At 57.1% G+C, this 23494-nt stretch carries 19 protein-coding genes, 2 tRNA genes, 4 rRNA genes and 3 pseudogenes; 25 read left to right on the forward strand and 3 right to left on the reverse strand.

The window, feature by feature from the left end; translation table 11 throughout:
• Nucleotides 1–110: 110 nt before the first annotated feature.
• The 5 genes from dnaN (at nt 111) to gyrB (ending at nt 4891) form a co-directional block, all read left to right on the forward strand.
• Nucleotides 111–1253: a DNA polymerase III subunit beta gene (gene dnaN / locus OMP38_RS33810; protein WP_277568942.1), complete on the forward strand. Its 1143-nt coding sequence runs from the start codon at nt 111–113 to the stop codon at nt 1251–1253.
• 10 nt (nt 1254–1263) lie between these two features.
• Nucleotides 1264–1482, forward strand: coding sequence for a S4 domain-containing protein YaaA (gene yaaA / locus OMP38_RS33815; RefSeq protein WP_277568943.1), 219 nt, complete (start codon nt 1264–1266; stop codon nt 1480–1482).
• A gap of 63 nt (nt 1483–1545) precedes the next feature.
• Nucleotides 1546–2664: a DNA replication/repair protein RecF gene (recF, locus tag OMP38_RS33820; RefSeq protein ID WP_277568944.1), complete on the forward strand. Its 1119-nt coding sequence runs from the start codon at nt 1546–1548 to the stop codon at nt 2662–2664.
• Nucleotides 2665–2689: 25 nt separating this feature from the next.
• Nucleotides 2690–2938 carry an extracellular matrix regulator RemB gene (remB, locus tag OMP38_RS33825; RefSeq protein WP_090116868.1) on the forward strand — a complete coding sequence of 83 codons (249 nt, stop codon included), beginning with the start codon at nt 2690–2692 and terminating at the stop codon, nt 2936–2938.
• A gap of 36 nt (nt 2939–2974) precedes the next feature.
• Nucleotides 2975–4891 carry a DNA topoisomerase (ATP-hydrolyzing) subunit B gene (gene gyrB, locus OMP38_RS33830; protein ID WP_277568945.1) on the forward strand — a complete coding sequence of 639 codons (1917 nt, stop codon included), beginning with the start codon at nt 2975–2977 and terminating at the stop codon, nt 4889–4891.
• 57 nt (nt 4892–4948) lie between these two features.
• Here the strand turns inward: gyrB and OMP38_RS33835 are convergent, their stop codons facing one another.
• Both OMP38_RS33835 and OMP38_RS35400 read right to left on the reverse strand, forming a co-directional pair.
• Nucleotides 4949–5452: a YheC/YheD family protein gene (locus OMP38_RS33835; RefSeq protein ID WP_338130749.1), complete on the reverse strand. Its 504-nt coding sequence runs from the start codon at nt 5450–5452 to the stop codon at nt 4949–4951.
• Between the two features lie 88 nt (nt 5453–5540).
• Nucleotides 5541–5687 (reverse strand): annotated as a pseudogene (locus tag OMP38_RS35400) (YheC/YheD family protein); the annotation flags it as partial.
• Here OMP38_RS35400 and OMP38_RS33840 point away from each other — a divergent pair.
• From OMP38_RS33840 to rrf (OMP38_RS33880), 9 genes and pseudogenes are all read left to right on the forward strand, one after another.
• Entirely contained in the window at nt 5626–5802 is a 177-nt protein-coding gene (locus tag OMP38_RS33840; protein ID WP_277568946.1) for a hypothetical protein, read from the forward strand. The pseudogene OMP38_RS35400 and the gene OMP38_RS33840 overlap by 62 nt on opposite strands.
• Before the next feature lie 95 nt (nt 5803–5897).
• Nucleotides 5898–8406 (forward strand): annotated as a pseudogene (gene gyrA, locus OMP38_RS33845) (DNA gyrase subunit A).
• Nucleotides 8407–8478: 72 nt separating this feature from the next.
• A complete protein-coding gene (locus tag OMP38_RS33850; RefSeq protein WP_277568948.1) occupies nt 8479–9495 on the forward strand; it encodes an HD-GYP domain-containing protein in 1017 nt (338 codons plus the stop codon).
• Nucleotides 9496–9830: 335 nt separating this feature from the next.
• Nucleotides 9831–11385 (forward strand): 16S ribosomal RNA (locus OMP38_RS33855).
• Nucleotides 11386–11470: 85 nt separating this feature from the next.
• A 5S ribosomal RNA gene (rrf, locus tag OMP38_RS33860) occupies nt 11471–11587 on the forward strand.
• Between the two features lie 58 nt (nt 11588–11645).
• Nucleotides 11646–11722: transfer RNA gene (locus OMP38_RS33865), tRNA-Ile, on the forward strand.
• A 26-nt stretch (nt 11723–11748) separates the two neighbouring features.
• Nucleotides 11749–11824, forward strand: a tRNA-Ala gene (locus OMP38_RS33870).
• Between the two features lie 134 nt (nt 11825–11958).
• A 23S ribosomal RNA gene (locus OMP38_RS33875) occupies nt 11959–14890 on the forward strand.
• Nucleotides 14891–15050: 160 nt separating this feature from the next.
• Nucleotides 15051–15167: ribosomal RNA gene (gene rrf, locus OMP38_RS33880) — 5S ribosomal RNA — on the forward strand.
• Together the 16S, 23S and 5S rRNA genes with 2 tRNA genes alongside form the textbook arrangement of a ribosomal RNA operon.
• Before the next feature lie 154 nt (nt 15168–15321).
• Here the strand turns inward: rrf (OMP38_RS33880) and OMP38_RS33885 are convergent.
• Nucleotides 15322–15906 (reverse strand): hypothetical protein, encoded by a 585-nt coding sequence (locus tag OMP38_RS33885; protein ID WP_277568949.1) that lies wholly within the window; start codon nt 15904–15906, stop codon nt 15322–15324.
• A 157-nt stretch (nt 15907–16063) separates the two neighbouring features.
• Between OMP38_RS33885 and OMP38_RS33890 the strand changes: the two genes are divergently transcribed.
• The 11 genes and pseudogenes from OMP38_RS33890 to OMP38_RS33930 all read left to right on the forward strand — a co-directional run bounded on the left by OMP38_RS33890 (nt 16064) and on the right by OMP38_RS33930 (nt 23427).
• A complete protein-coding gene (locus tag OMP38_RS33890) occupies nt 16064–16249 on the forward strand; it encodes a sigma factor G inhibitor Gin (protein ID WP_277568950.1) in 186 nt (61 codons plus the stop codon).
• 199 nt (nt 16250–16448) lie between these two features.
• Nucleotides 16449–16658, forward strand: a pseudogene (locus OMP38_RS36555) (aminotransferase class I/II-fold pyridoxal phosphate-dependent enzyme); the annotation flags it as partial.
• Complete coding sequence (locus tag OMP38_RS36560) at nt 16591–16941, forward strand: hypothetical protein (protein ID WP_420869810.1); 351 nt, start codon at nt 16591–16593, stop codon at nt 16939–16941. The pseudogene OMP38_RS36555 and the gene OMP38_RS36560, both read left to right, overlap by 68 nt.
• A complete protein-coding gene (locus OMP38_RS33895) occupies nt 16874–17875 on the forward strand; it encodes an aminotransferase class I/II-fold pyridoxal phosphate-dependent enzyme (RefSeq protein ID WP_277568951.1) in 1002 nt (333 codons plus the stop codon). Before OMP38_RS36560 ends, OMP38_RS33895 begins: the two co-directional genes overlap by 68 nt.
• A 3-nt stretch (nt 17876–17878) precedes the next feature.
• Nucleotides 17879–19462 (forward strand): glycan biosynthesis hexose transferase WsfD, encoded by a 1584-nt coding sequence (gene wsfD, locus OMP38_RS33900; protein WP_277568952.1) that lies wholly within the window; start codon nt 17879–17881, stop codon nt 19460–19462.
• A gap of 59 nt (nt 19463–19521) precedes the next feature.
• Complete coding sequence (tmk, locus tag OMP38_RS33905; protein ID WP_277568953.1) at nt 19522–20160, forward strand: dTMP kinase; 639 nt, start codon at nt 19522–19524, stop codon at nt 20158–20160.
• A 145-nt stretch (nt 20161–20305) separates the two neighbouring features.
• Nucleotides 20306–20635: a cyclic-di-AMP receptor gene (locus OMP38_RS33910; RefSeq protein WP_067781248.1), complete on the forward strand. Its 330-nt coding sequence runs from the start codon at nt 20306–20308 to the stop codon at nt 20633–20635.
• Between the two features lie 24 nt (nt 20636–20659).
• Nucleotides 20660–21103, forward strand: coding sequence for a YaaR family protein (locus tag OMP38_RS33915; RefSeq protein WP_277568954.1), 444 nt, complete (start codon nt 20660–20662; stop codon nt 21101–21103).
• A 57-nt stretch (nt 21104–21160) separates the two neighbouring features.
• Nucleotides 21161–22144 carry a DNA polymerase III subunit delta' gene (gene holB, locus OMP38_RS33920; protein ID WP_277568955.1) on the forward strand — a complete coding sequence of 328 codons (984 nt, stop codon included), beginning with the start codon at nt 21161–21163 and terminating at the stop codon, nt 22142–22144.
• A gap of 43 nt (nt 22145–22187) precedes the next feature.
• Nucleotides 22188–22988, forward strand: a complete 801-nt coding sequence (locus OMP38_RS33925; protein ID WP_090117861.1) for a PSP1 domain-containing protein — start codon at nt 22188–22190, stop codon at nt 22986–22988.
• A gap of 55 nt (nt 22989–23043) precedes the next feature.
• Nucleotides 23044–23427: an initiation-control protein YabA gene (locus OMP38_RS33930; protein WP_420869795.1), complete on the forward strand. Its 384-nt coding sequence runs from the start codon at nt 23044–23046 to the stop codon at nt 23425–23427.
• Nucleotides 23428–23494 lie beyond the last annotated feature (67 nt).

The following is a 23494-nucleotide window of genomic DNA, read 5'->3' on the forward strand; positions in this document are numbered from 1 at the left end:
TAGGTTGTCGTTTTCGGCTTTTTTTGGGCTTATCCACATATTCAGGGCCCCTACTACTACGACTATCTTTTAAGACCATACCATTAAGGTGAATAGACGAGGTGATCCCGTTGAAATTGACGATATTGCGCACGGAGTTAAACGAGGCGGTTCAAAACGTATCCAAGGCGGTATCCGCACGCAGCACGATACCGATCCTGAGCGGCATTAAAATAGACGTGAGCGATCGCGGCGTCACCTTGACCGCAAGCGACACCGACATTTCCATTCAACACTTTATTCCGCTCGAATCTTCGAGCAAGACGGTCGTGAAGGTCGAGCGTCCGGGCAGCGTCGTGCTGCCGGCCAAGTTTTTCGTCGAGATCGTCAAGAAGCTGCCGCACGAGGAAGTCAATCTTGAAGTCGGCGAACGCTTCCAGACGCTTATCCATTCGGGCGCGACCGAGATCCAGCTCGTCGGACTCGATCCGGAGGAATTCCCCGTGCTACCGATATTGGAGGAAGACCGCGTATTCTCCATCCCGGGAGACTTGCTCCGTTCGATGATCCGCCAGACGGTATTCGCCGTAACGACCAACGAATCGACGCCGATTCTGACCGGCGTGCTCTGGAGTTTGCAGGAAGGCGTCTTCAAGTTCGTCGCGACGGACCGACACCGCTTGGCCACCTGCAAGACGAATATCGACACCGATCCGGGGCTCAAGTTCGCGGGCGTGGTCATTTCCGGTAAAACGCTGAACGAGCTGTCGAAGATCATTCCAGACCAGAATACCCTCGTCGACATCGTCGTCGCCGACAACCAGGTGCTATTCAAGCTCGGAGAAGTGCTGTTCTTTTCCCGGATGCTCGACGGCGCTTATCCCGACACTTCCAAGATTATTCCGAGCCAGTTCAAAACAGAACTCGTCCTGAACACAAAATCGCTCAGCGACGCGATCGACCGCGCGTACCTGCTCTCGCGCGAAGAGAAGACGAACATCGTCCGCCTGCTCACGACGGATGACGGCAACATCGAGATCAACTCCAGCTCCTCCGAGCTCGGACGGGTACAAGAGCATCTGGACGTAACGGATCTGACCGGCGAGCCCCTGCGCATCGCTTTCAACTCCAAATATATGCTCGACGTGCTGAAGGTCGTGGACAGCGAGCAGCTGTACATCGGCTTCAACGGCGCGATGAGCCCGATCATCTTCAAGCCGCGCGATCACGACAACAGCCTGCATCTCATTCTCCCTTACCGGACGACGAATTGAGGAGCGCCTCATGAAGGAAATCGAGATTTCGACCGAATATATCCAGTTGCAGCAGCTGCTCAAGCTTGGCGATTGCATCGGCTCCGGCGGCGAAGTGAAACATTTCCTGCAGGAGACCGAAGTGCTCGTGAACGGAGAAAAAGAAAACCGCCGCGGCCGCAAGCTGCGCCCCGGCGACATCATCGAAGTGTCTGGCTGCGGCAGCTTCGCCGTTCGCGTTAAGCCATAGTCTGCGCCGGCGCAGCCGTATTCGTACGAGCCGCCGTCGGACAGTCCAGAGAGGAAGTCCCGCATGCAGCTGAACAAGATCGCACTGCATGGCTACCGCAACTACGGCGAACTGTCGCTAGCGACGGCCGCAGGCGTCAATATCATCATCGGTCCCAACGCGCAGGGCAAGACGAACCTGCTTGAAGCCATTCATGTGCTCGCGCTGACCAAGTCGCACCGTACGTCCAAGGACCGCGAGCTGATCGGCTGGAACGAGACGTCAGCCCGCATCGAAGCCGAGATCGAGCGCAAGCTCGGCAAGGTAACGCTGGAGCTTCAACTCTCCGCGCAAGGCAAAAAGGCGAAGATCAACGGGCTCGAGCAGCGTAAGCTCAGCGCCTTCGTCGGCACGGTCAACGTCGTGCTTTTCGCCCCCGAGGATCTGGACATCGTCAAGGGCGCGCCAGGCATCAGACGACGGTTCATGGACATGGAGATTGGCCAAGTGCATCCGGCCTACCTGCACGACTCCCTGCAGTATCAACGAATCCTCCAGCAGCGCAACAATTACCTGAAGTCTACCGACGCCTCCAGGGCATCCGCGGAGATGCTGGACGTTTGGAACGAACAATTAGCCGCCTCCGGTGTTAAAATGATGCAGAGAAGGCAAAACTTTATTCATAAGCTGCAAGGGTGGGCGGAGAAGATCCACGCCGGCATCACTGCCGACAAGGAATCGCTGACCGTCGTCTATAAACCCTCTCTCGCCGCGGAGGAAGGGACCTCGCCCCAAGATCAATCTTCTTTATTGCAACAATTTATGTTAAAGTTAACACAAGGCAAGGAACAGGAATTCCGCCGCGGCACGACGCTCATCGGTCCGCATCGGGACGATTTGGCGTTTGCCATTAACGGCAGGGACGTGCAGACGTTCGGCTCGCAGGGCCAGCAGCGGACGGCGGCGCTGTCGCTCAAGCTGGCGGAGTTGGAGCTTATGCGCGAAGAGATCGGGGAGTATCCGCTGCTTCTCCTCGACGACGTCTTGTCCGAACTTGATCAGGAGCGGCAGACGCAGCTCATCGAGACGTTCCAGAACCGCGTGCAGACGTTCATCACGACGACGGGACTGGAGAGCGTTAACATGAGCCGGCTCAAGGATGCCGCCATCTATCATGTACGCGGCGGTACCGTGCTGCCCTAGGGCAGGGAATGTGGAGGGGCTCAATATGTACATTCATCTGGGCGGGGAGAAAATCGTCCGGACTTCGCAGCTCGTCGCGATCTTCGATATCTCGATCGAGCAGTCCTCGAAGCTGTCCAGGCAGTTCGTGGCGCAGGCCCGGAAAAACCGTATCGTGGAGACGATCGGCGAGGAGGATCCGAAGTCTATCGTCGTCACCGAGGAGAGAGTGTATTATTCGCCCATATCGTCTTCTACCCTCAAGAAGCGGGCGCATCATCTGGTCGATTTGTAGGAGCAGCGCGTCAACGTTAAGAAGGCGGTGGAAGAGTTGTCCGTGAATTCGCAGCACAACACATACGATGAAAGTCAGATACAGGTACTCGAAGGGTTGGAGGCCGTCCGCAAACGTCCCGGCATGTACATCGGGTCGACCAGCGGCAAGGGTCTCCATCACCTTGTCTGGGAGGTCGTCGACAACAGTATCGACGAGGCGCTCGCAGGCTATTGTACCCGCGTCGACGTCATTATACATGAAGACAACAGCGTGACCGTCATCGACAACGGCCGGGGCATCCCGGTCGGCGAGAACGTCAAGCTGAAGAAATCGACGCTTGAAGTCGTCATGACCGTCCTTCACGCCGGCGGCAAGTTCGGCGGCGAAGGCTACAAGGTGTCCGGCGGTCTGCACGGCGTCGGCATCTCCGTCGTGAACGCGCTCTCCGAGTGGGTCAGCGTCACCGTCAAGCGGGACGGCAAGATCCATCAGCAGGAATATCGCCGCGGCGCGCCCCAGTACGATCTCAAGGTCATCGGAGAGACCGAGGACACCGGCACGCAGACGCGCTTCAAGCCCGATCCGGAGATTTTTACCGAGACGACGGTATTCGAGTACGACGTGCTCGTCGGACGGATTCGCGAGCTCGCGTTCCTGAACAAAGGCATCCAATTGACGCTCACCGACGAGCGAACCAGCATGCACGATTCGTTCAAGTACGACGGCGGCATCAAGGAGTTCGTCCAGTACCTGAACCGTACGCGCGAGGCGCTGCACGAGCAGCCGATCTACGTCGAAGGCACCAAGGACAGCATCGCGGTCGAGATCGCCATGCAGTACAACGACGGCTACACCGAGAACATTTATTCGTTCGCCAACAACATCAACACGCACGAAGGCGGCACGCACGAGTCGGGCTTCAAAAGCGCGCTTACCCGTATCGTCAACGACTATGCGCGCAAGATGGGGTTCGTCAAGGAGAACGAGTCGAACCTCACCGGCGACGACTGCCGCGAAGGCTTGACGGCGATCATCTCGGTCAAGATTCCGGAGCCGCAGTTCGAAGGACAGACCAAGACCAAGCTCGGCAACAGCGAGGCGCGGGGCATCGTCGAATCGCTCTTCGCCGACAAGCTGCTTGAGTTCATGGGCGAAAACCCGGCCGTCGCGCGCAAGGTCGTGGACAAGTCCCTTCAAGCGTCCCGGGCACGCGAAGCCGCGCGCAAGGCGCGAGAGCTGACCCGTCGCAAGGGGGCGCTCGAAGTGAGCTCGCTGCCGGGCAAGCTGGCGGACTGCTCGTCCAAGGACGCTTCAATCAGCGAGCTGTACATCGTCGAAGGCGACTCCGCAGGCGGATCGGCCAAGCAAGGCCGCGATCGTCACTTCCAGGCCATCCTGCCGCTGCGGGGCAAGATTCTGAACGTCGAAAAGGCGCGCTTGGACAAGATTCTGTCCAACGCGGAGATCCGGGCGATCATTACGGCGCTTGGCACCGGCATCGGCGACGACTTCGATATCGCCAAGGCGCGTTATCACAAGATCATCATCATGACCGACGCCGACGTCGACGGCGCGCACATCCGCACGTTGCTCCTCACCTTCTTCTACCGGTACATGCGGAACCTGATCGAGGAGGGCTTCGTCTACATCGCGCAGCCGCCGCTCTTCAAGATCGAGCGCAACAAGGTCGTCCGCTACGCGCAATCCGAGGCCGAACGCAATGCGATCATCGCCGAGTTCGGAGAAGGCGCCAAGGTCAACGTGCAGCGGTACAAAGGTCTGGGCGAGATGAACGCAGACCAGCTGTGGGATACGACGATGGATCCGGACAGCCGTACGATGCTTCAAGTACGGATCGAGGATGCGATCCGGGCCGACTTGATCTTCGATACGCTTATGGGAGACAGCGTCGAGCCGCGGCGGGATTTCATCCATCAGTACGCCAGGTATGTCAAGAATCTGGACGTGTGAGGCTTCGGCACCCGCCGGGCGCAGCGATGCGTTCAGCGGGTGCTTTTTTTATGGACTTTATTTCTTACCGATGCGACCTCGCTTGGAATTCACCGAAGCGCGGGTTCCGCGGCGGAAGCGTCCGTAGGCTATAGCGTACTTGCGAATCCGGCGATATACGCCGCGATCGGGCAGCCGCAGGAAAATATAGGGGTCGGGCAGCGTGTTGACCTCCAGAATCCAGGGCTTAAGCGCCGTGTCGACCGCCACGTCGATGCCGATCTCTTTGAGTCCAGGAAAACGCTTGCCGAGCACTAAAGCAACGTCCACGCCGAGCTTCGATAGCTCCCGACGATAACCGCGGCTCGTTCGTCCCGCCTTTTCCAGGTGCGTCTTCATCAGCGTCTCCATCGGCAGCGGCGTGCCGCCGGCGTGATAGTTCGTCACGATTTTGCGCGGGTGGGCGAGTCTCCCGATGATACCGGTCGTCTCCCATTGTCCGGCCGGGTTCATCTGGACCATCACGCGAAAGTCGAATCGGCGGCCGTCCTGCTTCAGCAGCTCGATTCCCTGTTGGGACAGATAGGAGCGGGGGGCGTTTCAACTTCAGCAGCGCGTCGTACATCTCGTCGAAGCTTGGATAGAAGATCCGCTTCTCGCCGGCCTGAAGGGTGTATCTTTCATCGGCCCCGGTCGATTTACCCAGACGGATGACGCCTTTGCCGAAGGTGCCGTTCACCGGCTTCACGTAGATCATGCCGTATTCGTCCAGCATGCTGCGAACGGCATCCCGATTGAACGGCCGGGTGTCGGGCACGAGACCGCGCAGCTCCGAAGATGCCAGCAGCGCTTCGGTTTTCGCCCATTTGCTGCTGATCCGCCTGATCGGCATGAGCGTTCACGCCACCTTTCGCGCCATCAATATGGTATAATGTTTTCATTCATCCTTTTTTTAGAGTATGACGCTTCTGCCTTGGGTGACCATGGCGATTTGACAATAGTGCAGGGATATTGAAGGAGGATCAGCATGGCCGAGGAACAGCGTTCCCCCCCTCCGCGACCGGGATATCGGCGTGGAGATGCGGGAATCGTTCATGGATTACGCAATGAGCATCATCGTCAGCCGCGCGCTGCCCGACGTTAGAGACGGGCTGAAGCCGGTACTTCGCCGCATCCTGTACGGGATGTCCGAGCTCGGCATGTCTCCGGACAAGCCGTTCAAGAAGTCCGCGCGTATCGTCGGCGACGTCATGGGCAAGTACCACCCGCACGGCGATTCCTCCATCTATCAGACGATGGTTCGGATGGCGCAGGACTTCTCGCTTCGCTATATGCTGGTCGAAGGTCACGGCAATTTCGGATCCATCGACGGCGACATGGCGGCAGCGATGCGTTATACGGAATCGCGTCTATCGAAGATCGCGATGGAGATGCTGCGGGATATCAATAAGGAGACCGTCGACTTCGTCCCGAATTACGATGGCGAAGAGCAGGAGCCGGACGTGCTCCCTTCGCGGTTCCCGAACCTGCTGGTCAACGGCACGACGGGCATCGCGGTCGGCATGGCGACCAACATTCCCCCGCACAACTTGACCGAGGTCATCAACGGCACGCAGGCGCTGATCAAGAACCCGGACCTGACTGCCCTTGACCTTATGGAGTACATCACGGGCCCGGACTTCCCGACTGCCGGCTTCATCCTTGGACGCCAAGGCATTCGGCAGGCTTATAGCACGGGACGCGGCTCGGTCACGATGCGCGCCCGCGCCGAGATCGAGGAGAACGGCGGCAAAGCCCGGATCATCGTCCACGAGCTGCCTTACCAGGTCGTCAAGGCGCGCCTTGTAGAGAAGATCGCCGAGCTCGTGCGGGACAAGCGGATCGAGGGCATCACCGACCTGCGCGACGAATCCGACCGCAACGGGATGCGGATCGTCATCGAGCTGCGCCGCGACGTCAATCCGAGCGTCGTCCTGAACAATCTGTACAAGCAGACGGCGATGCAATCGACGTTCGGCATCAATATGCTCGCGATCGTGAACAAGGAGCCGAAGGTACTTAACCTTCGCGACGTGCTCCATTACTATATTCAGCACCAGATCGAAGTCATCCGCCGCAGAACCGAGTACGATCTGAAAAAGGCGCAGGCGCGCGCGCACATCCTCGAAGGTTTGCGCATCGCGCTCGACCATCTCGACGAAGTCATTGCGCTCATTCGGGCTTCGCAGACGACGGAACAGGCGCGCGAAGGGCTAATGACGCGGTTTGGTTTGTCGCACGATCAAGCCCAAGCCATTCTCGAGATGCGCCTGCAGCGTCTCACCGGACTCGAGCGGGAGAAGATCGAGCAGGAGTATCAGGAGCTCATGGTCAAGATCGCCGAGTACCAAGCGATTCTGGCCGATGAGGGGCTCGTGCTTGAGATCATCCACGACGAACTTGAAGAGATCAAGCAGCGGTTCGGCGACGACCGCCGCACGGAGATCACGACGAGCGACGAGGAGATTCTCGATGAAGACCTGATCCCGCGCGAGGACGTCATTATCTCGATGACGCATTCCGGATACATCAAGCGCCTGCCGGTCTCCACGTACCGCAGTCAGCGGCGCGGCGGCCGCGGCGTCGTAGGCATGGACACGAAGGACGACGACTTTATCGAACGGCTCTTCGTGTCCAATACGCACCAGTTCCTTCTGTTCTTCACGAACAAGGGACGCGTATTCCGCCTCAAGGCGTACGAGATTCCGGATTTGAGCCGGACCGCGCGGGGCACGCCGATCATCAACCTGATCCAGATCGAACAGGGAGAGACGATCAATGCCGTCATCCCGGTCGAATCGTTCGAGCCGAATCAGTACCTGTTCTTCGCGACGAAGTGCGGCATCGTGAAAAAGACGCCGCTCGACGACTATGCGAACATCCGCAAGGTCGGCCTGATCGCGATCCTGCTGCGCGAGGACGACGATCTGATCGGCGTCAAGCTGACGGATGGCAGCCGCGAGGTTGTCATGGGCACGGCCCAGGGCATGTCGATTCGCTTCTCCGAGGACGATGTTCGTTCGATGGGACGCTCCTCCACCGGCGTGAAGGGGATTCAGCTGGACGAAGGCGACGAGGTCATCGACATGGATATCGTCGATCCGGAGCAGACCGTGCTCATCGTCACCTCCAAGGGTTACGGCAAGCGTACGCCGCTGAGCGAGTATCGCACGCAGACCCGCGGCGGCAAGGGCATCAAGACGCTGAACGTCACCGACAAGAACGGTGCGATCGTCAGCCTCAAGGTCGTTCAAGACGAAGAAGACTTGATGATCATGACCTCGGGCGGCACGTTGATCCGGATGAGCATGTCCACGATCAACACGATGGGCCGGATCACCCAAGGCGTCAAGCTGATCAACATCAAGGACGAAGACGCCGTAGCGACGGTAGCGAGAGCGCCGCGCAACGAAGACGAAGAAGAAGATGCGGAAGAATCCGAAGGCGCAGGCATCGAAGCCGTAGGTACCGAAGGCGCGGAAGAAGATTCTGAATAAGGAACGGATCTAAGGGGGAGGTAGACGTCGTGGCTGTGCTGCCGGTATCGCAAGTGCAGACGGGGGGATCTATTGCTGCGCGAAGTGCAGACGTCTTTCGGCAATATGCTGTTCCCGGAGGGCCGTACGCTCAGCGCGCGCGATCTAGAGATCCTGCAGGCGTACCTCATCCCGGATGCGGACATCAAGAGAGCGGGCCTTGAGGAGTCGGACTTGCTCGAGATCGAGGAAGACAAGTCGGCGCCGCTCTCCTCGCTCCATCAGAACTTTTTGAAAATGGAGCGGCTGCTGAAACATACGTTTCAGATGATGGGTCCGGGGCAGAAGCTCCCGATCTTCGAGATTCGAGGCGGGCTTAAGGACCTGCTCGATCATATCGACGAATATCACGTGCTGACGTTCGTGCCGCCATACGATCCTGCCGCGGAGCCTTGGATCCGCGGCAGCGTATTGACGGCGCTGACGGGTTACCAGCTCGCCAAGTGGATGAAGCTGCCGGAGAAGGACTGGGTAGCGGTAGCGCTGTCCGGGCTGCTGCACGATATCGGCAATACGCGAATCGACTCGACGATCCTGCGCAAGCCGGGTCGGCTCACGACCGACGAGCTGGCTGAGATGCGGCAGCATACCGTCTATGGTTACAAGCTGCTAGAAGGCGTCACGTCCCTTAACCAAGGGGTCATTCTGACCGCGCTGCAGCATCATGAGCGGATCGACGGCAGCGGCTACCCGATGAAGGCGATAGGGGACAAGATTCATCCGTATGCTAAGATCGTGGCGATCGCGGACATGTATCATGCGATGACGTCAGCTCGTACGTACCGTACGGCGCAATCGCCGTATGTCGTATTGGAGCAGCTGCAGAAGGAAGCGTTCGGCAAGCTGGATCCTTTGATGATCCAATGCTTTATTGAACGCAACACCCAGTTCTACAACGGCATGCTCGTCCAGTTGAACGACAACCGGGTCGGGGAGATCGTATTCACCGATAGGGCGAATCCGACGAGACCCATGGTGTCGATCTTCGGCGACATCGTGAACCTCGCCAAGGATCGCAACCTCTTTATTACCGCGGTATATTCATCCTGAGGGATGGAGCAAAGAAAGGGATCGGACGGCTCGGACGTTCGGTCTCTTTCTATTTATATATACGCCATCAGGGTGCGTAAACCGTGCAAACGTGAGGTCAACGGATGTCATAAAATTCCTAGAGATATTTATTGAGATTATGCTTGCAATCGTCTGGGCGCCTGTGATATATTATTCAAGTCGCCGCTGAGAGGCCGCCGAGCAAGAGGCCGAGAGCGAAGACGAGATTGCTCCTTGAAAACTGAACATCGAGCGTTAAAACAAACGGACGCTGAAGCCTTTCGGGGCTGAAGCAAAAGTTATACCAGCTTTATCATGAGCAAGTCAAGCTTACCTTTATGGAGAGTTTGATCCTGGCTCAGGACGAACGCTGGCGGCGTGCCTAATACATGCAAGTCGAGCGGATCTCTGATGGAGCTTGCTCCTGATGAGGTTAGCGGCGGACGGGTGAGTAACACGTAGGCAACCTGCCCCAAAGACCGGGATAACATTCGGAAACGAATGCTAAGACCGGATAGGCAACTGGGTCGCATGACTTGGTTGAGAAACACGGTGCAAGCTGTGGCTTTGGGATGGGCCTGCGGCGCATTAGCTAGTTGGTGGGGTAACGGCTCACCAAGGCGACGATGCGTAGCCGACCTGAGAGGGTGAACGGCCACACTGGGACTGAGACACGGCCCAGACTCCTACGGGAGGCAGCAGTAGGGAATCTTCCACAATGGGCGCAAGCCTGATGGAGCAACGCCGCGTGAGTGAGGAAGGCTTTCGGGTCGTAAAGCTCTGTTGCCAGGGAAGAATAAGGATGAGGTAACTACTCATTCGATGACGGTACCTGAGAAGAAAGCCCCGGCTAACTACGTGCCAGCAGCCGCGGTAATACGTAGGGGGGCAAGCGTTGTCCGGAATTATTGGGCGTAAAGCGCGCGCAGGCGGTCTTTTAAGTCTGGTGTCTAAGTGCGGGGCTCAACCCCGTGATGCACTGGAAACTGGGAGACTTGAGTGCAGAAGAGGAGAGCGGAATTCCACGTGTAGCGGTGAAATGCGTAGAGATGTGGAGGAACACCAGTGGCGAAGGCGGCTCTCTGGACTGTAACTGACGCTGAGGCGCGAAAGCGTGGGGAGCAAACAGGATTAGATACCCTGGTAGTCCACGCCGTAAACGATGAGTGCTAGGTGTTGGGGGGGGTCCACCCCTCGGTGCCGAAGTTAACACATTAAGCACTCCGCCTGGGGAGTACGGTCGCAAGACTGAAACTCAAAGGAATTGACGGGGACCCGCACAAGCAGTGGAGTATGTGGTTTAATTCGAAGCAACGCGAAGAACCTTACCAGGTCTTGACATCCCTCTGACCGGTCTAGAGATAGACCTTTCCTTCGGGACAGAGGAGACAGGTGGTGCATGGTTGTCGTCAGCTCGTGTCGTGAGATGTTGGGTTAAGTCCCGCAACGAGCGCAACCCTTGGATTTAGTTGCCAGCACTTTGGGTGGGCACTCTAGATCGACTGCCGGTGACAAACCGGAGGAAGGCGGGGATGACGTCAAATCATCATGCCCCTTATGACCTGGGCTACACACGTACTACAATGGCCGGTACAACGGGCTGCGAAGGAGCGATCCGGAGCCAATCCTACCAAAGCCGGTCTCAGTTCGGATTGCAGGCTGCAACTCGCCTGCATGAAGTCGGAATTGCTAGTAATCGCGGATCAGCATGCCGCGGTGAATACGTTCCCGGGTCTTGTACACACCGCCCGTCACACCACGAGAGTTTACAACACCCGAAGCCGGTGGGGTAACCCGCAAGGGAGCCAGCCGTCGAAGGTGGGGTAGATGATTGGGGTGAAGTCGTAACAAGGTAGCCGTATCGGAAGGTGCGGCTGGATCACCTCCTTTCTAAGGAGCCCTTCGGGGCAATACGAAGTCCGTTGTTTTAACGCTCGAGTTCAGTTTTGAAGGAGAAATCCTTCATCGATACCGGTTTGGTGATAATGGCGGAAGGGTTCCACGCGTACCCATCTCGAACACGACCGTTAAGCCTTCCAGCGCCGATGGTACTTGGACCGCAGGGTCCTGGGAGAGTAGGACGTCGCCAAGCCGGTCTTGATTCCTTTATCGGAATGAAGATCAAGCCAGCGAGACTGGCCATAGAATGCGGGCCTTTAGCTCAGCTGGTTAGAGCGCACCCCTGATAAGGGTGAGGTCGGTGGTTCGAGTCCACTAAGGCCCACCACCAAGTTTCAATTGAATACTTCCCATGGGGACTTAGCTCAGCTGGGAGAGCACCTGCCTTGCACGCAGGGGGTCAACGGTTCGATCCCGTTAGTCTCCACCATCTTTACTTCTCCGCACAGCCTGCTTGTCAGATGGGCGGAGGAAGCAGAAAGTTTGCACCTTGAAAACCGGATAGCGAAACGAAATGCGCAAATTAGAAATTCTCATGCATTGCCTTGTGTGGTTTAGCCGACAGGTTAAGCTATTAAGGGCGCACGGAGGATGCCTAGGCGCCAGGAGCCTAAGAAGGACGCGGCGAACAGCGAAATTGCCTCGGGGAGCCGTAAGCAGGCTTTGATCCGGGGATGTCCGAATGGGGAAACCCGGCTGGGGTCATGCCCAGTCACCTATGAGTGAATACATAGCTCATAAGGAGGCACACCCAGGGAACTGAAACATCTAAGTACCTGGAGGAGAAGAAAACAAGAGTGATTCCGTCAGTAGCGGCGAGCGAAAGCGGATTAGCCCAAACCTGAGAGCTTGCTCTCAGGGGTTGTGGGACGTCTCACATGGAGTTACAAAGGAGCAGGTTAGGCGAAGAGATCTGGAAAGGTCCGGCATAGAAGGTAAAAGCCCCGTAGCCGAAAGTCTGCTCCCTCCGAGACGGATCCCGAGTACCGCGGGACACGAGAAACCCCGTGGGAATCCGGCAGGACCATCTGCCAAGGCTAAATACTCCCTGGCGACCGATAGTGAAGCAGTACCGTGAGGGAAAGGTGAAAAGCACCGCGGGAGCGGAGTGAAAAAGAACCTGAAACCGTGCGCTTACAAGAAGTCAGAGCCCGATCTAGGGGTGATGGCGTGCCTTTTGTAGAATGAACCGGCGAGTTACGTTTACGTGCGAGGTTAAGTCGGAGAGACGGAGCCGCAGCGAAAGCGAGTCTGAATAGGGCGCTTTAGTACGTAGTCGTAGACCCGAAACCGGGTGATCTACCCCTGTGCAGGGTGAAGGTGAGGTAACACTTACTGGAGGCCCGAACTCGTGAGCGTTGAAAAGCTCTGGGATGACGTGGGGGTAGGGGAGAAATTCCAATCGAACTCGGAGATAGCTGGTTCTCCCCGAAATAGCTTTAGGGCTAGCCTCGAGATTTAGCATCATGGAGGTAGAGCACTGATTGGGTGCGGGGCCCGCCAAGGGTTACCAAGTCCAGTCAAACTCCGAATGCCATGGATGTATGCTCGGGAGTCAGACGGCGAGTGCTAAGATCCGTCGTCAAGAGGGAAAGAGCCCAGATCATCAGCTAAGGTCCCCAAGTGTGTGTTAAGTGGGAAAGGATGTGGAGTTGCGAAGACAACCAGGATGTTGGCTTAGAAGCAGCCACCATTTAAAGAGTGCGTAATAGCTCACTGGTCGAGTGACTCTGCGCCGAAAATGTAACGGGGCTAAACACACCACCGAAGCTATGGCATGTACCTTAGGGTACTTGGGTAGGGGAGCGTTGAATGCGGGTTGAAGTCGGACCGAGAGGACCGGTGGACTGCATTCAAGTGAGAATGCCGGTATGAGTAACGAAAAGACAGGTGAGAATCCTGTCCGCCGAAAGCCTAAGGGTTCCTGAGGAAGGTTCGTCCGCTCAGGGTAAGTCGGGACCTAAGGCGAGGCCGAAAGGCGTAGTCGAAGGACAACAGGTTGAAATTCCTGTACCACCGTAATCCGTTACGAGCGATGGGGGGACGCAGGAGGGCAAGAACGCGAGCTGATGGAATAGCTCGTCCAAGCAGTGAGGGGTGTGTGTAGGCAAATCCGCACACTAATACCTTGAGCTGTGATGGGGAGGGAAAATTACAGTACCGAAGGTTCCGTGCTCACGCTGCCGAGAAAAGCCTCTAGCCAGGAGAAGGTGCCCGTACCGCAAACCGACACAGGTAGGCGAGAAGAGAATTCTAAGGCGCGCGGAAGAACTCTCGTTAAGGAACTCGGCAAAATGACCCCGTAACTTCGGGAGAAGGGGTGCCTCGGTAGGGTGAATAGCCCGAGGGGGCCGCAGTGAATAGGCCCAAGCGACTGTTTAGCAAAAACACAGGTCTGTGCGAAGCCGTAAGGCGAAGTATACGGGCTGACGCCTGCCCGGTGCTGGAAGGTTAAGGGGAGCGGTTAGGGGCAACCCGAAGCTGTGAACCGAAGCCCCAGTAAACGGCGGCCGTAACTATAACGGTCCTAAGGTAGCGAAATTCCTTGTCAGGTAAATTCTGACCCGCACGAATGGCGTAACGACTTGGGCGCTGTCTCAACGAGAGATCCGGTGAAATTTTAGTACCTGTGAAGATGCAGGTTACCCGCGACGTGACGGAAAGACCCCATGGAGCTTTACTGTAGCTTGATATTGAACTTGGGTACGGTCTGTACAGGATAGGTGGGAGCCTAGGAAGCCTGAGCGCAAGCTTAGGTGGAGGCGCCGTTGGGATACCACCCTGATCGTATCTAGGTTCTAACCTGTCACCGTGAATCCGGTGAAGGGACCGTGTCAGGCGGACAGTTTGACTGGGGCGGTCGCCTCCTAAAGCGTAACGGAGGCGCCCCAAGGTTCCCTCAGAATGGTTGGAAATCATTCGAAGAGTGCAAAGGCATAAGGGAGCTTGACTGCGAGACCTACAAGTCGAGCAGGGACGAAAGTCGGGCTTAGTGATCCGGTGGTACCGAATGGAAGGGCCATCGCTCAACGGATAAAAGCTACCCTGGGGATAACAGGCTTATCTCCCCCAAGAGTCCACATCGACGGGGGAGGTTTGGCACCTCGATGTCGGCTCATCGCATCCTGGGGCTGAAGTAGGTCCCAAGGGTTGGGCTGTTCGCCCATTAAAGCGGTACGCGAGCTGGGTTCAGAACGTCGTGAGACAGTTCGGTCCCTATCTGTCGCGGGCGTAGGAAATTTGAGAGGGGCTGTCCTTAGTACGAGAGGACCGGGATGGACGCACCGCTGGTGTACCAGTTGTTCCGCCAGGAGCATCGCTGGGTAGCCAAGTGCGGGAGGGATAAGCGCTGAAAGCATCTAAGCGCGAAGCCCGCCTCAAGATGAGATTTCCCAGTATGTAAGACCCCTTGGAGAACACGAGGTTGATAGGCTCGGGGTGTAAGCACAGCAATGTGTGTAGCTGACGAGTACTAATCGGTCGAGGGCTTATCCTACGGTTTGCTTATCGAGCAGACCACGGCAAGCCGCACAGGCAAGAGAATTTCTAAGCGCATCTTCGTTTCGCATCCGGTTTTCAGGGCGCAAGCTCTGTGAAGCTGCAATCGCACGACGGGCGACCGTCATGCGGCTGTGACGACTTCGTCGCACAGTAGGTCTGGTGGTAATGGCGGAGGGGTCCCACGCGTACCCATCTCGAACACGACCGTTAAGCCCTCCAGCGCCAATGGTACTTGGACCGCAGGGTCCTGGGAGAGTAGGACGTCGCCAGGCCGAGCGCAGCAAAAAGAGAACCACCTTCTTCGGAAGGTGGTTTTTTTGTTGTGTTCGGGTAATCTGTTTCGGTAGCAGCAGGGAGTACGGAGGTTCAGGGGCCCAAATGGCATACATTCCAACCAATTCCGCTAAGAAGACTAAAAGGCCGGATTTAAAAAAATAACGGATCCACGGTCCTCTTGAGAAGCAACCCGCATAAAACTGGTTTTAAATGTGATAGTAGGAAACTTCCGTGTCGGACAAGCGGATGATGCCATTGCCACGCTCCTTGCGCATACGCAGGAGTAGCGTAAGACGCGGAGAGAGCAGCCAGAAGTGCCAGTATACCAGGGATATGACGAGAGCCGGATGCGCCCAAGGATAAAGCAGCGCGGAGGCGCAGCAGCCGACCAGCATCAGATGAAAGTGAAGGCGGCGGAAGAGGCCAAGGCTCGTGTCCATGACAGGCAGGGGGGCCGATCCATGGCCAGTCGATGCGGAAGCTCCAGCGTTTGCCGGCTGCGGCGTCTACGCGGCGCAACGTGATGCGCAGAACGACGGCGTGAATGAGTATCATGACGATCAGGCCGACCGCCATGCACTCAAGCCCTTTCCATGCGTAAAAACCCGTGACGAACCCAGCACCTAAAAGAGCGGTCGTCATATAGCTATATTTAGTTTCCGGGCGCATCGGAATTTTGCGAATCAGCTTATAATGATAGACGGTGGCCTCGCGCGCAGGCTCGAGTATTTTCATAGAGAATCTCCTTGTACGGCTGTAGGGTTTCTGTAGTTACTATCGGCTCGAATTGAAGTTATTGTTAAGTTCTTTGGCGCAGCGCGCTAGCAAGCGTATATTTTCATAGAGTATGAGGCATACTATTCATAATAAGCCAACCAAAGGCGGGAATGCCATGAATGAAGAAGATAGCAAAACCTGCATCGTATGCGGACATCGCGATCGGGAAGGCATTCGGATCATGCGTTCATTTATTTGTCATTCATGCGAGTCGGAAATGGTGAATACGCAAGTCGAAGATCAACGTTATCCTTTCTTCGTACAGCAATTGAAGCAATTGTGGGTTCATACAGAAGGCTGACGGCAGGCTCCATAAACAATTCAACGCAGAATGGAATACGAAGAAGTGCCGAAGGAACGGCGCTTCTTTGTGTTGTTTGGGGCTTGCCAAAGGATTTGATATAATGGTGATTATGTAAAATTTTATGAAACTAAGCGAGGTATGAAAATGGGATCGGCAAAGCACGAGCAAGCGCCGTTATTCGATATGCTTGTACGCCATGCTAAAAAAAGAGTTGACCCCTTTCCACGTCCCGGGGCATAAACAGCGAGCTGTCATCGATGAGTACGAGGGAGCTACGGCGGACTTCGGAATTTTGATGAATATTGATATCACCGAGCTATCGGATTCGGACGATCTCCATGATCCGAGCGGAGCGATCGTGCAGGCTCAGGATCTGGCGGCGGCATGCTTCGGCGCGGAGGAGACACGTTTCCTCGTCGGGGGGCAGCACCGCGGGCAATCTGGCGATGATACTCGGGATCTGCGATCCGGGCGATCTAGTCCTGGTACAACGCAACGTGCACAAATCCATCATTCACGGTCTGGCGCTTGCGGGCGCCCGATGCGTTTTTTTGACGCCTGAACTGGACAATCGCTCAAGTATCGCTATAGCGCCTCGCGTAGAGACTGTCATTCGCGCTATTGATACATACGGGGGAGGCCAAAGCCCTTATTCTGTGCAGTCCCAATTATTATGGGATGACCGCTAACCTGGTGCCTCTGGTTGAAGCAGCGCACGCGAGGCAAATACCTGTGCTGGTCGATGAAGCGCACGGTGCCCACTTTGGCCTTCATCCGGCATTTCCCCGCAACGCGCTCCAAGCCGGAGCGGACGTCGTCGTTCAATCGACGCATAAGATGTTGAGCTCGCTGACGATGAGCGCCATGCTTCATATGCAAGGCGATCTAGTATACAGGCCGGCTATTCGGCAGGCGCTTGGCATGGTACAAAGCTCGAGTCCGTCTTATCCGTTGATGGCATCGCTTGATCTCGCCCGAAGGGAAATCCATGTGCGAGGGTCTACCTTGTTCGAACCGGCGCTTGCGGTGTCCCGAACCGTGCGCGAAGCGTGTGCCGGACTGCCCTTCGAAGCGCTGAATGCAGATGATCCGTTGAAGCTATCGATTAAGGAAACACGAGAGAGGCTGAACGGGTTCGAGCTCCAAGCGAAGTTGGAGGAGCAAGGCTGCGTCGTCGAGATGGCGGATGCGAAATATGCGGTATTGGCGCTCGGACCCGGTACGAGAGAAGTAGATGCGGATGTTTTGCTTCGAGCGCTGAATGAAATCGCCGGAGAGCTGGAAATGGAAAGGCTGGAAAGCTCTCGCGATCAGCAATCCCCGGCTAATAACGCGTCGCCCAGTATTACCTACGGTCAGACTTACGGTCAGATCTCAGAACCAGTTACAATCAGAAGAAGAACCACTCATACATCAACCGTGTCTCTTGAAGCGGCCGCAGGCCGTATTTGCGGCGAATGGATCATTCCGTATCCGCCCGGCATTCCTCTTCTGTATCCGGGAGAACCTATATCTAAAGACGCCTTAGAGGAGCTAAAACGCCTAGCAGCCGCCGGAGCGCGGTTCCAGGGGGGCGTCGGACGAATCGTTGGCGACCATCCAAGTCCTGACGGAAGGGGATAACGTATGAACGGTGCAGCGACGCGTAAAATGCCCGAATCTCGGATAATCACGGCTTGGATCGCCTTGGGCGCAGCGGCGGCTATCCTTGCGTACTTGCTGTTCGTGCCGCCTGTCATCGGGATCGCGGACAATGGCGACTTCAATCGCGTCATGGGCGCTTCGGGCATTGCCTACGCAGATCCGCAGGAGTCCTATGCGGACCGTTACTTCGGCTACGCCCACCAGCTCTATCGCTACGGCGGCTTTACGTCCGGCGGTTATGTATCCACGCATGTGCTGCTCGTGGCTATCGCCGGAGGAATAGGGAGACTTATCGATCAACGTACCTTCGATATTCGCGTCCTCGGCTTCTGCTATATGACGCTTATGCTCTCTGCCCTGTGGCTTCTCGTGCGCTATGCACCGACGATGCGGGGGAAATACGCGACTGGGGTCGCCGCTGCCCTTTTGGCGATCATCGGCATCGTCGTCTTTTGCGACGTCGGCTATACCGCGTATTATCAATCTTTCTTCGGAGAGCCGTATGCCTTGGTCGCTACCCTGCTTGCCTTAGGCGCGGCGGTCGCGATCGCGTCGCGGCTCGAACCGGACAGGCGAAGTTCGGCAGAGCCTGATGATCCGCAGCAAACCGTCCGTCTTCCGTCGGCATGGTTGCTGGCGCTGTTCGTGGGCGCCGGCGTCGCTTTGGCAACCTCGAAGATTCAAAACGCGCCTATTGGCTTCCTGCTGGCCATCCTGGCTTGGCGTATGGCCTCGCTCCGTCCCGATAGAGGCTGGCGGTTGCGCGGAAGGATCGGGGCGTGCATCCTGGCGCTATCGGCGATCCTTATGATGGCGCTGGCGCCGGATCAGCTCAGACATATCAACCTGTATCAATCGATCTTTTTCGGCGCGCTCAAGGATACGCCAGACCTGAGGCGGGATATGCAAGAGCTGGGCATTCCGGACAAGTACGCGGGATTGGCGGGCACGAACTATTTTCAGAAGGACACGATCGTGCCCCAGAGCGACCCTACGCTTCGGCGGGAGGTGCTGGATCGGCTGTCGCACAGGGACATTGCCTTGTACTACGCGCGGCATCCCGACCGGTTCGTGAGCAAGCTGGAGAAGGCGGCGGAGAACGGAACCGCCGTCAGACCCTATTACCTGGGAAATTATAGCGAGTCGGCCGGCCGTGAGCGCAGCGAGCTGTCTTACGCGTTTAGTGCTTGGAGCGAATGGAAGCATCGGCATATGCCGAATACGCTGGCATGGTTTGTCTCATGCTATGCCGTCTATTATGCGCTGCTAGCCGCCTGGTGGAGCAGAAGCGCCGGCCGGCCCGGCTCCAGACTGCTGGCGGAGACGCTTGCCTTCATCGGGGCCGCGGGCGCGATGGCCGTGACCGTGTCGCTCATGGGAGACGGGGAAGCGGATCTCGGCAAACATCTCTTCATGTTTAACGTATGCTTCGATATTATGGCGGCGAGCGCGCTTGCGGCCGTTGTCTATGGGTTGTTGTGGGGGGTTTCGAACGTTGGCCGCCAGCAGCGGGAATCGCAGGCAGTCTACGATAATCGTTCAACCTGCGAAGCTTTCAGGCTATAATAGAGAAGAGTAGACGCAAGGGGCGTCTGCCTATTATATAGAATCGGAGCATTCGCAGGATGAAGAGAGGCCATTTCATAACAATAGAAGGCAACGAAGGCGCGGGAAAATCGACGATCGCCGTGATGATGCTGGATTACTTGCGCAAGAAGGGCTTGGATGTCGTGTCGACGCGCGAGCCCGGCGGCATCGCCATCGCGGAGCAGATCCGCGCGATCGTGCTGGATAACGGCAATACCGCCATGGACGGCCGCACGGAAGCGCTGCTGTACGCGGCGGCACGCAGGCAGCACTACGTCGAAAAGATTGTACCTACCCTCGCACAGGGTAAGACGATCTTATGCGATCGCTTTATCGATAGCAGCCTGGCCTATCAGGGATTCGCCAGAGGGCTTGGCATCGACGAGGTGATGTCGATCAACGCTTTCGCGATCGAAGGCGGATTCCCCGATCTGACGATTTATCTGGACGTCGATCCCGAGATCGGCATTCAGCGGATCCACGCGCACGGCAGCCGGGAGATCAATCGACTGGATCTGGAGTCTTTAACCTTTCACCATCGCGTGCGGGAGGGTTATCTGGAGGCGCTGGCGCGATTCCCGGACCGAATCGTGCGCGTCGATGCCAATCGGGTTATCGAGGACGTGTTCGCGGCGGTTGCGGGCGCACTGGATCGCTTTTTCGACCGGACTGAATAAGATCGTAGCGGTAAAAAGCGGTTCTCTGCCATGTCCACCGGGAGATAGCGCTTGCAAATATGCGTCCGGGGGGCAGGATTTGAAGCCGCGGCGTCAAATTTTATAAAGAGAAGCTCATATTACATTGAATTGGGAGGAATGATGGATGAAGCTGGTCATCGCCGTAGCACAAGACAAGGATAGCAACAGGCTCTCCAATGCGCTCATCAAAGAAGGGTTCCGCGCGACGAAGCTCGCTAGTACCGGAGGATTTCTAAAAGCCGGGAATACGACGTTCCTGATCGGGATCGAGGACGAACGGGTACAGCAGGTGCTCGACGTCATCCGTGCCAACTGCAAAGTGCGCGACCAATTGGTTACCCCTGTCTCTCCGGTCAGCGGCGCAGCCGACTCCTATATTCCATTTCCGGTCGAGGTGCAGGTGGGCGGCGCAGCTGTCTTCGTGGTCCCGGTCGAACGTTTCGAACACTTCTAACTATCAGGCGGGATGTGAAGCGGGATGAAGATCCAGCCGGGTTATTTTCCCCCGAACAATAAGATTCAACGGACGGATACGAACGCTCGTCCGCGCGAGATGCCGAACTTCGGCGATCTGATGCAGCAGAACGATGAGGGGCGCTCCCAGGAGGAGCTGCAGCGCAAGCTGGAGGACATTCGCCTGCAGGGCGACAGGCTCATGCGTTCGATGACCGTCCGCGAGCTGAAGCTGTATCGGATGATGGTCAAGGGCTTCCTTGAAGATACGCTCAAGCGCGGCATCGCCCTGAAGGAGACGAAGGGCTGGGATCGTCGCGGACGCGGCAAGCGGTACAAAATATTGGAGGAAGTCGATTCGATGCTCGTAGCCATGGGCGAGGAGCTCCTAGGCAGCGAAGAAGGCCGGCTGGAGCTTCTGCAAAGGGTAGGCGAGATTCGGGGACTTCTGATCAACCTGGTATTCTAACGGCGCTCAAGCCGTTGCAATAAAATTTAGTCCATCAACGAGAGAAGGTTCAGCGCAATGGCGATCGCATCGGTACCGGGCCAGGATCGGGCCAAGAGGCTCCTGCAGGGCATGATCCGAAGCGGCAAGGTCGCGCACGCCTACCTGTTCGCGGGCCCGCAGGGCTCGGGGAGAAGCGCGATGGCGCAAGCCTTCGCGATGACGCTGCTATGCGAGCGCGGCGGCGACGATGCGTGCGGCGAGTGCCTGACGTGCCGCAAAGTCGAGCACGGCAACCATCCCGATCTTCACCGGATCGTCCCGGACGGCCAGACGGTGAAGATCGATCAGATCCGCGAGCTGCAGCGGGAGCTGTCATATCGCAGCGCCGGCTCGCAGCGCAAGATCTACGTGATCGAAGCGGCGGAGACGATGACGGTCCAAGCGGCCAACAGCCTGCTGAAGTTTCTGGAGGAGCCGCCGTCGCCCGTCGTAGCGATCCTGATCGCGCAGAGCGAGCAGGCGATGCTGCCGACGATCGTATCGCGAACGCAGCTCGTGCCGTTCACGCCGGGCGATCCGAAGGCGATGGAGGCGCTGCTCATACGGGAAGGCACGCCGCCGCTGATCGCCAAATCGGTCGTTCATTTGTCCGCGGGGTTTGAAGCCGCACGGGCGCTGGCAGCCGAGAATTGGTTTGCAGAAATCCGAAACGTAGTGATACAATTAGGCAGGGAGATCCCGTCCCGGTTCCCTGGCGTGCTGCTAACCGCGCAGACACAGGTATTTAAGACGGATCTGGCCGAGCATACCGACATATTGCTGCAACTGTTTGCTTTATGGTATAGAGATATGATTTACGTCATGACCGGCCGAGAGGAGAGGCTCGTCTTTCCCGATCAAGCGGAATGGCTCTCCAAGCAGGCTTGGACCCGTAGCGTCCATGCCTGGACCCGGTCGATGGAAGCGGCGCTGTCCGCCGTCCGCCGCATTAAGGCGAACGTGCAGCCGCAGCTCGCTTTCGAGCAATTTCTAGTGACGTCCGCGCAGACGGCGGGTTAGACCGCATCGGAGCGTCTGCAGCGGCGTACGGGAGGGGGTAGTTTTGTACGAGGTTGTCGGCGTCCGCTTCAAGAAAGCGGGCAAGGTCTATTATTTTGACCCGGCCGAACATCCGGTAGCCAAGGACCAGCATGTCATCGTCGAGACCGCGCGAGGCGTCGAATACGGCACGGTCGTCATCGGACCGAAGACCGTCGGCGAGGCCGACGTCGTCCTTCCGCTCAAGAGGGTTATACGCGTCGCTGCGGACAGCGATGCGCATGCAGTCGAGGAAAACCGGAACGCGGCGAAAAACGCTTTTGCCATCGGATTGCAGAAAATCAAGGACCATCAGCTCCGAATGAAGCTGGTGGACGTCGAATACACGTTTGACCGCAACAAGATTATTTTCTACTTCACGGCCGAGGGTCGAGTCGACTTCCGGGAGCTGGTGAAGGACCTGGCAGGCGTATTCCGGACCCGTATCGAGCTCCGTCAGATCGGGGTGCGGGACGAAGCCAAGATGCTGGGCGGCATCGGCCCCTGCGGCCGCGTGCTCTGCTGCTCCTCCTGGCTGGGGGACTTCGAGCCGGTATCGATCAAGATGGCCAAGGATCAGAATCTATCGCTGAACCCGACCAAGATCTCCGGTCTGTGCGGTCGCCTCATGTGCTGTCTCAAGTTCGAGCACGACAATTATGAGAGCGCCAAGGAAGAGATGCCGGCCGTCGGTAAGATCGTCGTCACCTCGTTCGGAGACGGCAAGGTCGTCGGTCTCAATGCCGGCAGCCGCAGCGTTCACGTTCAGCTGTTCGAGGTCGGCAAGGTCAAAGAGCTTCCTTTTGAAGAAGTCGTCGTAAAGTAATTCCAGCAGCACCTATCGTCACCGACACAACCTGGCTTTAAGGTGGAGCTTGCCCATGAAGGATGTATACTTAGGCGTGGATGAACTCGAGGCGAAGCTAGGCGGCCTCCATACGGAATTCGGTTCGCTTAAGCTCAAGATTAAGGAATTGGTCGAAGAAAACCAGCGGCTGCGCATCGAGAACCAGCAGCTGCGCAAGATCTTCAAGCGCGAGAACATTGAATTCGCGGCAGAACCTGCGGTCGACGTGTCGGAGGAACCGGCCGATACCCGCCAACAGGAGCAAGCCGAGACCGCGGCCGGATCGTCCATTGGCGAAGGCTACGACAATCTGGCCCGGCTGTACCACGAAGGCTTCCATATCTGCAACGTATACTACGGACATTTGCGGATGGAAGGCGACTGCTTGTTTTGCCTCTCGTTTCTTAGTAAGCCTTAGTTGGTTATTACCCACGCACGGCCGACTCTCCAATCCGGGGGGAGCCGGCTTTTTTTTGCGAAGGGGG

This window comes from Cohnella ginsengisoli (assembly GCF_029525555.1).
Lineage (GTDB): Bacteria > Bacillota > Bacilli > Paenibacillales > Paenibacillaceae > Cohnella > Cohnella ginsengisoli.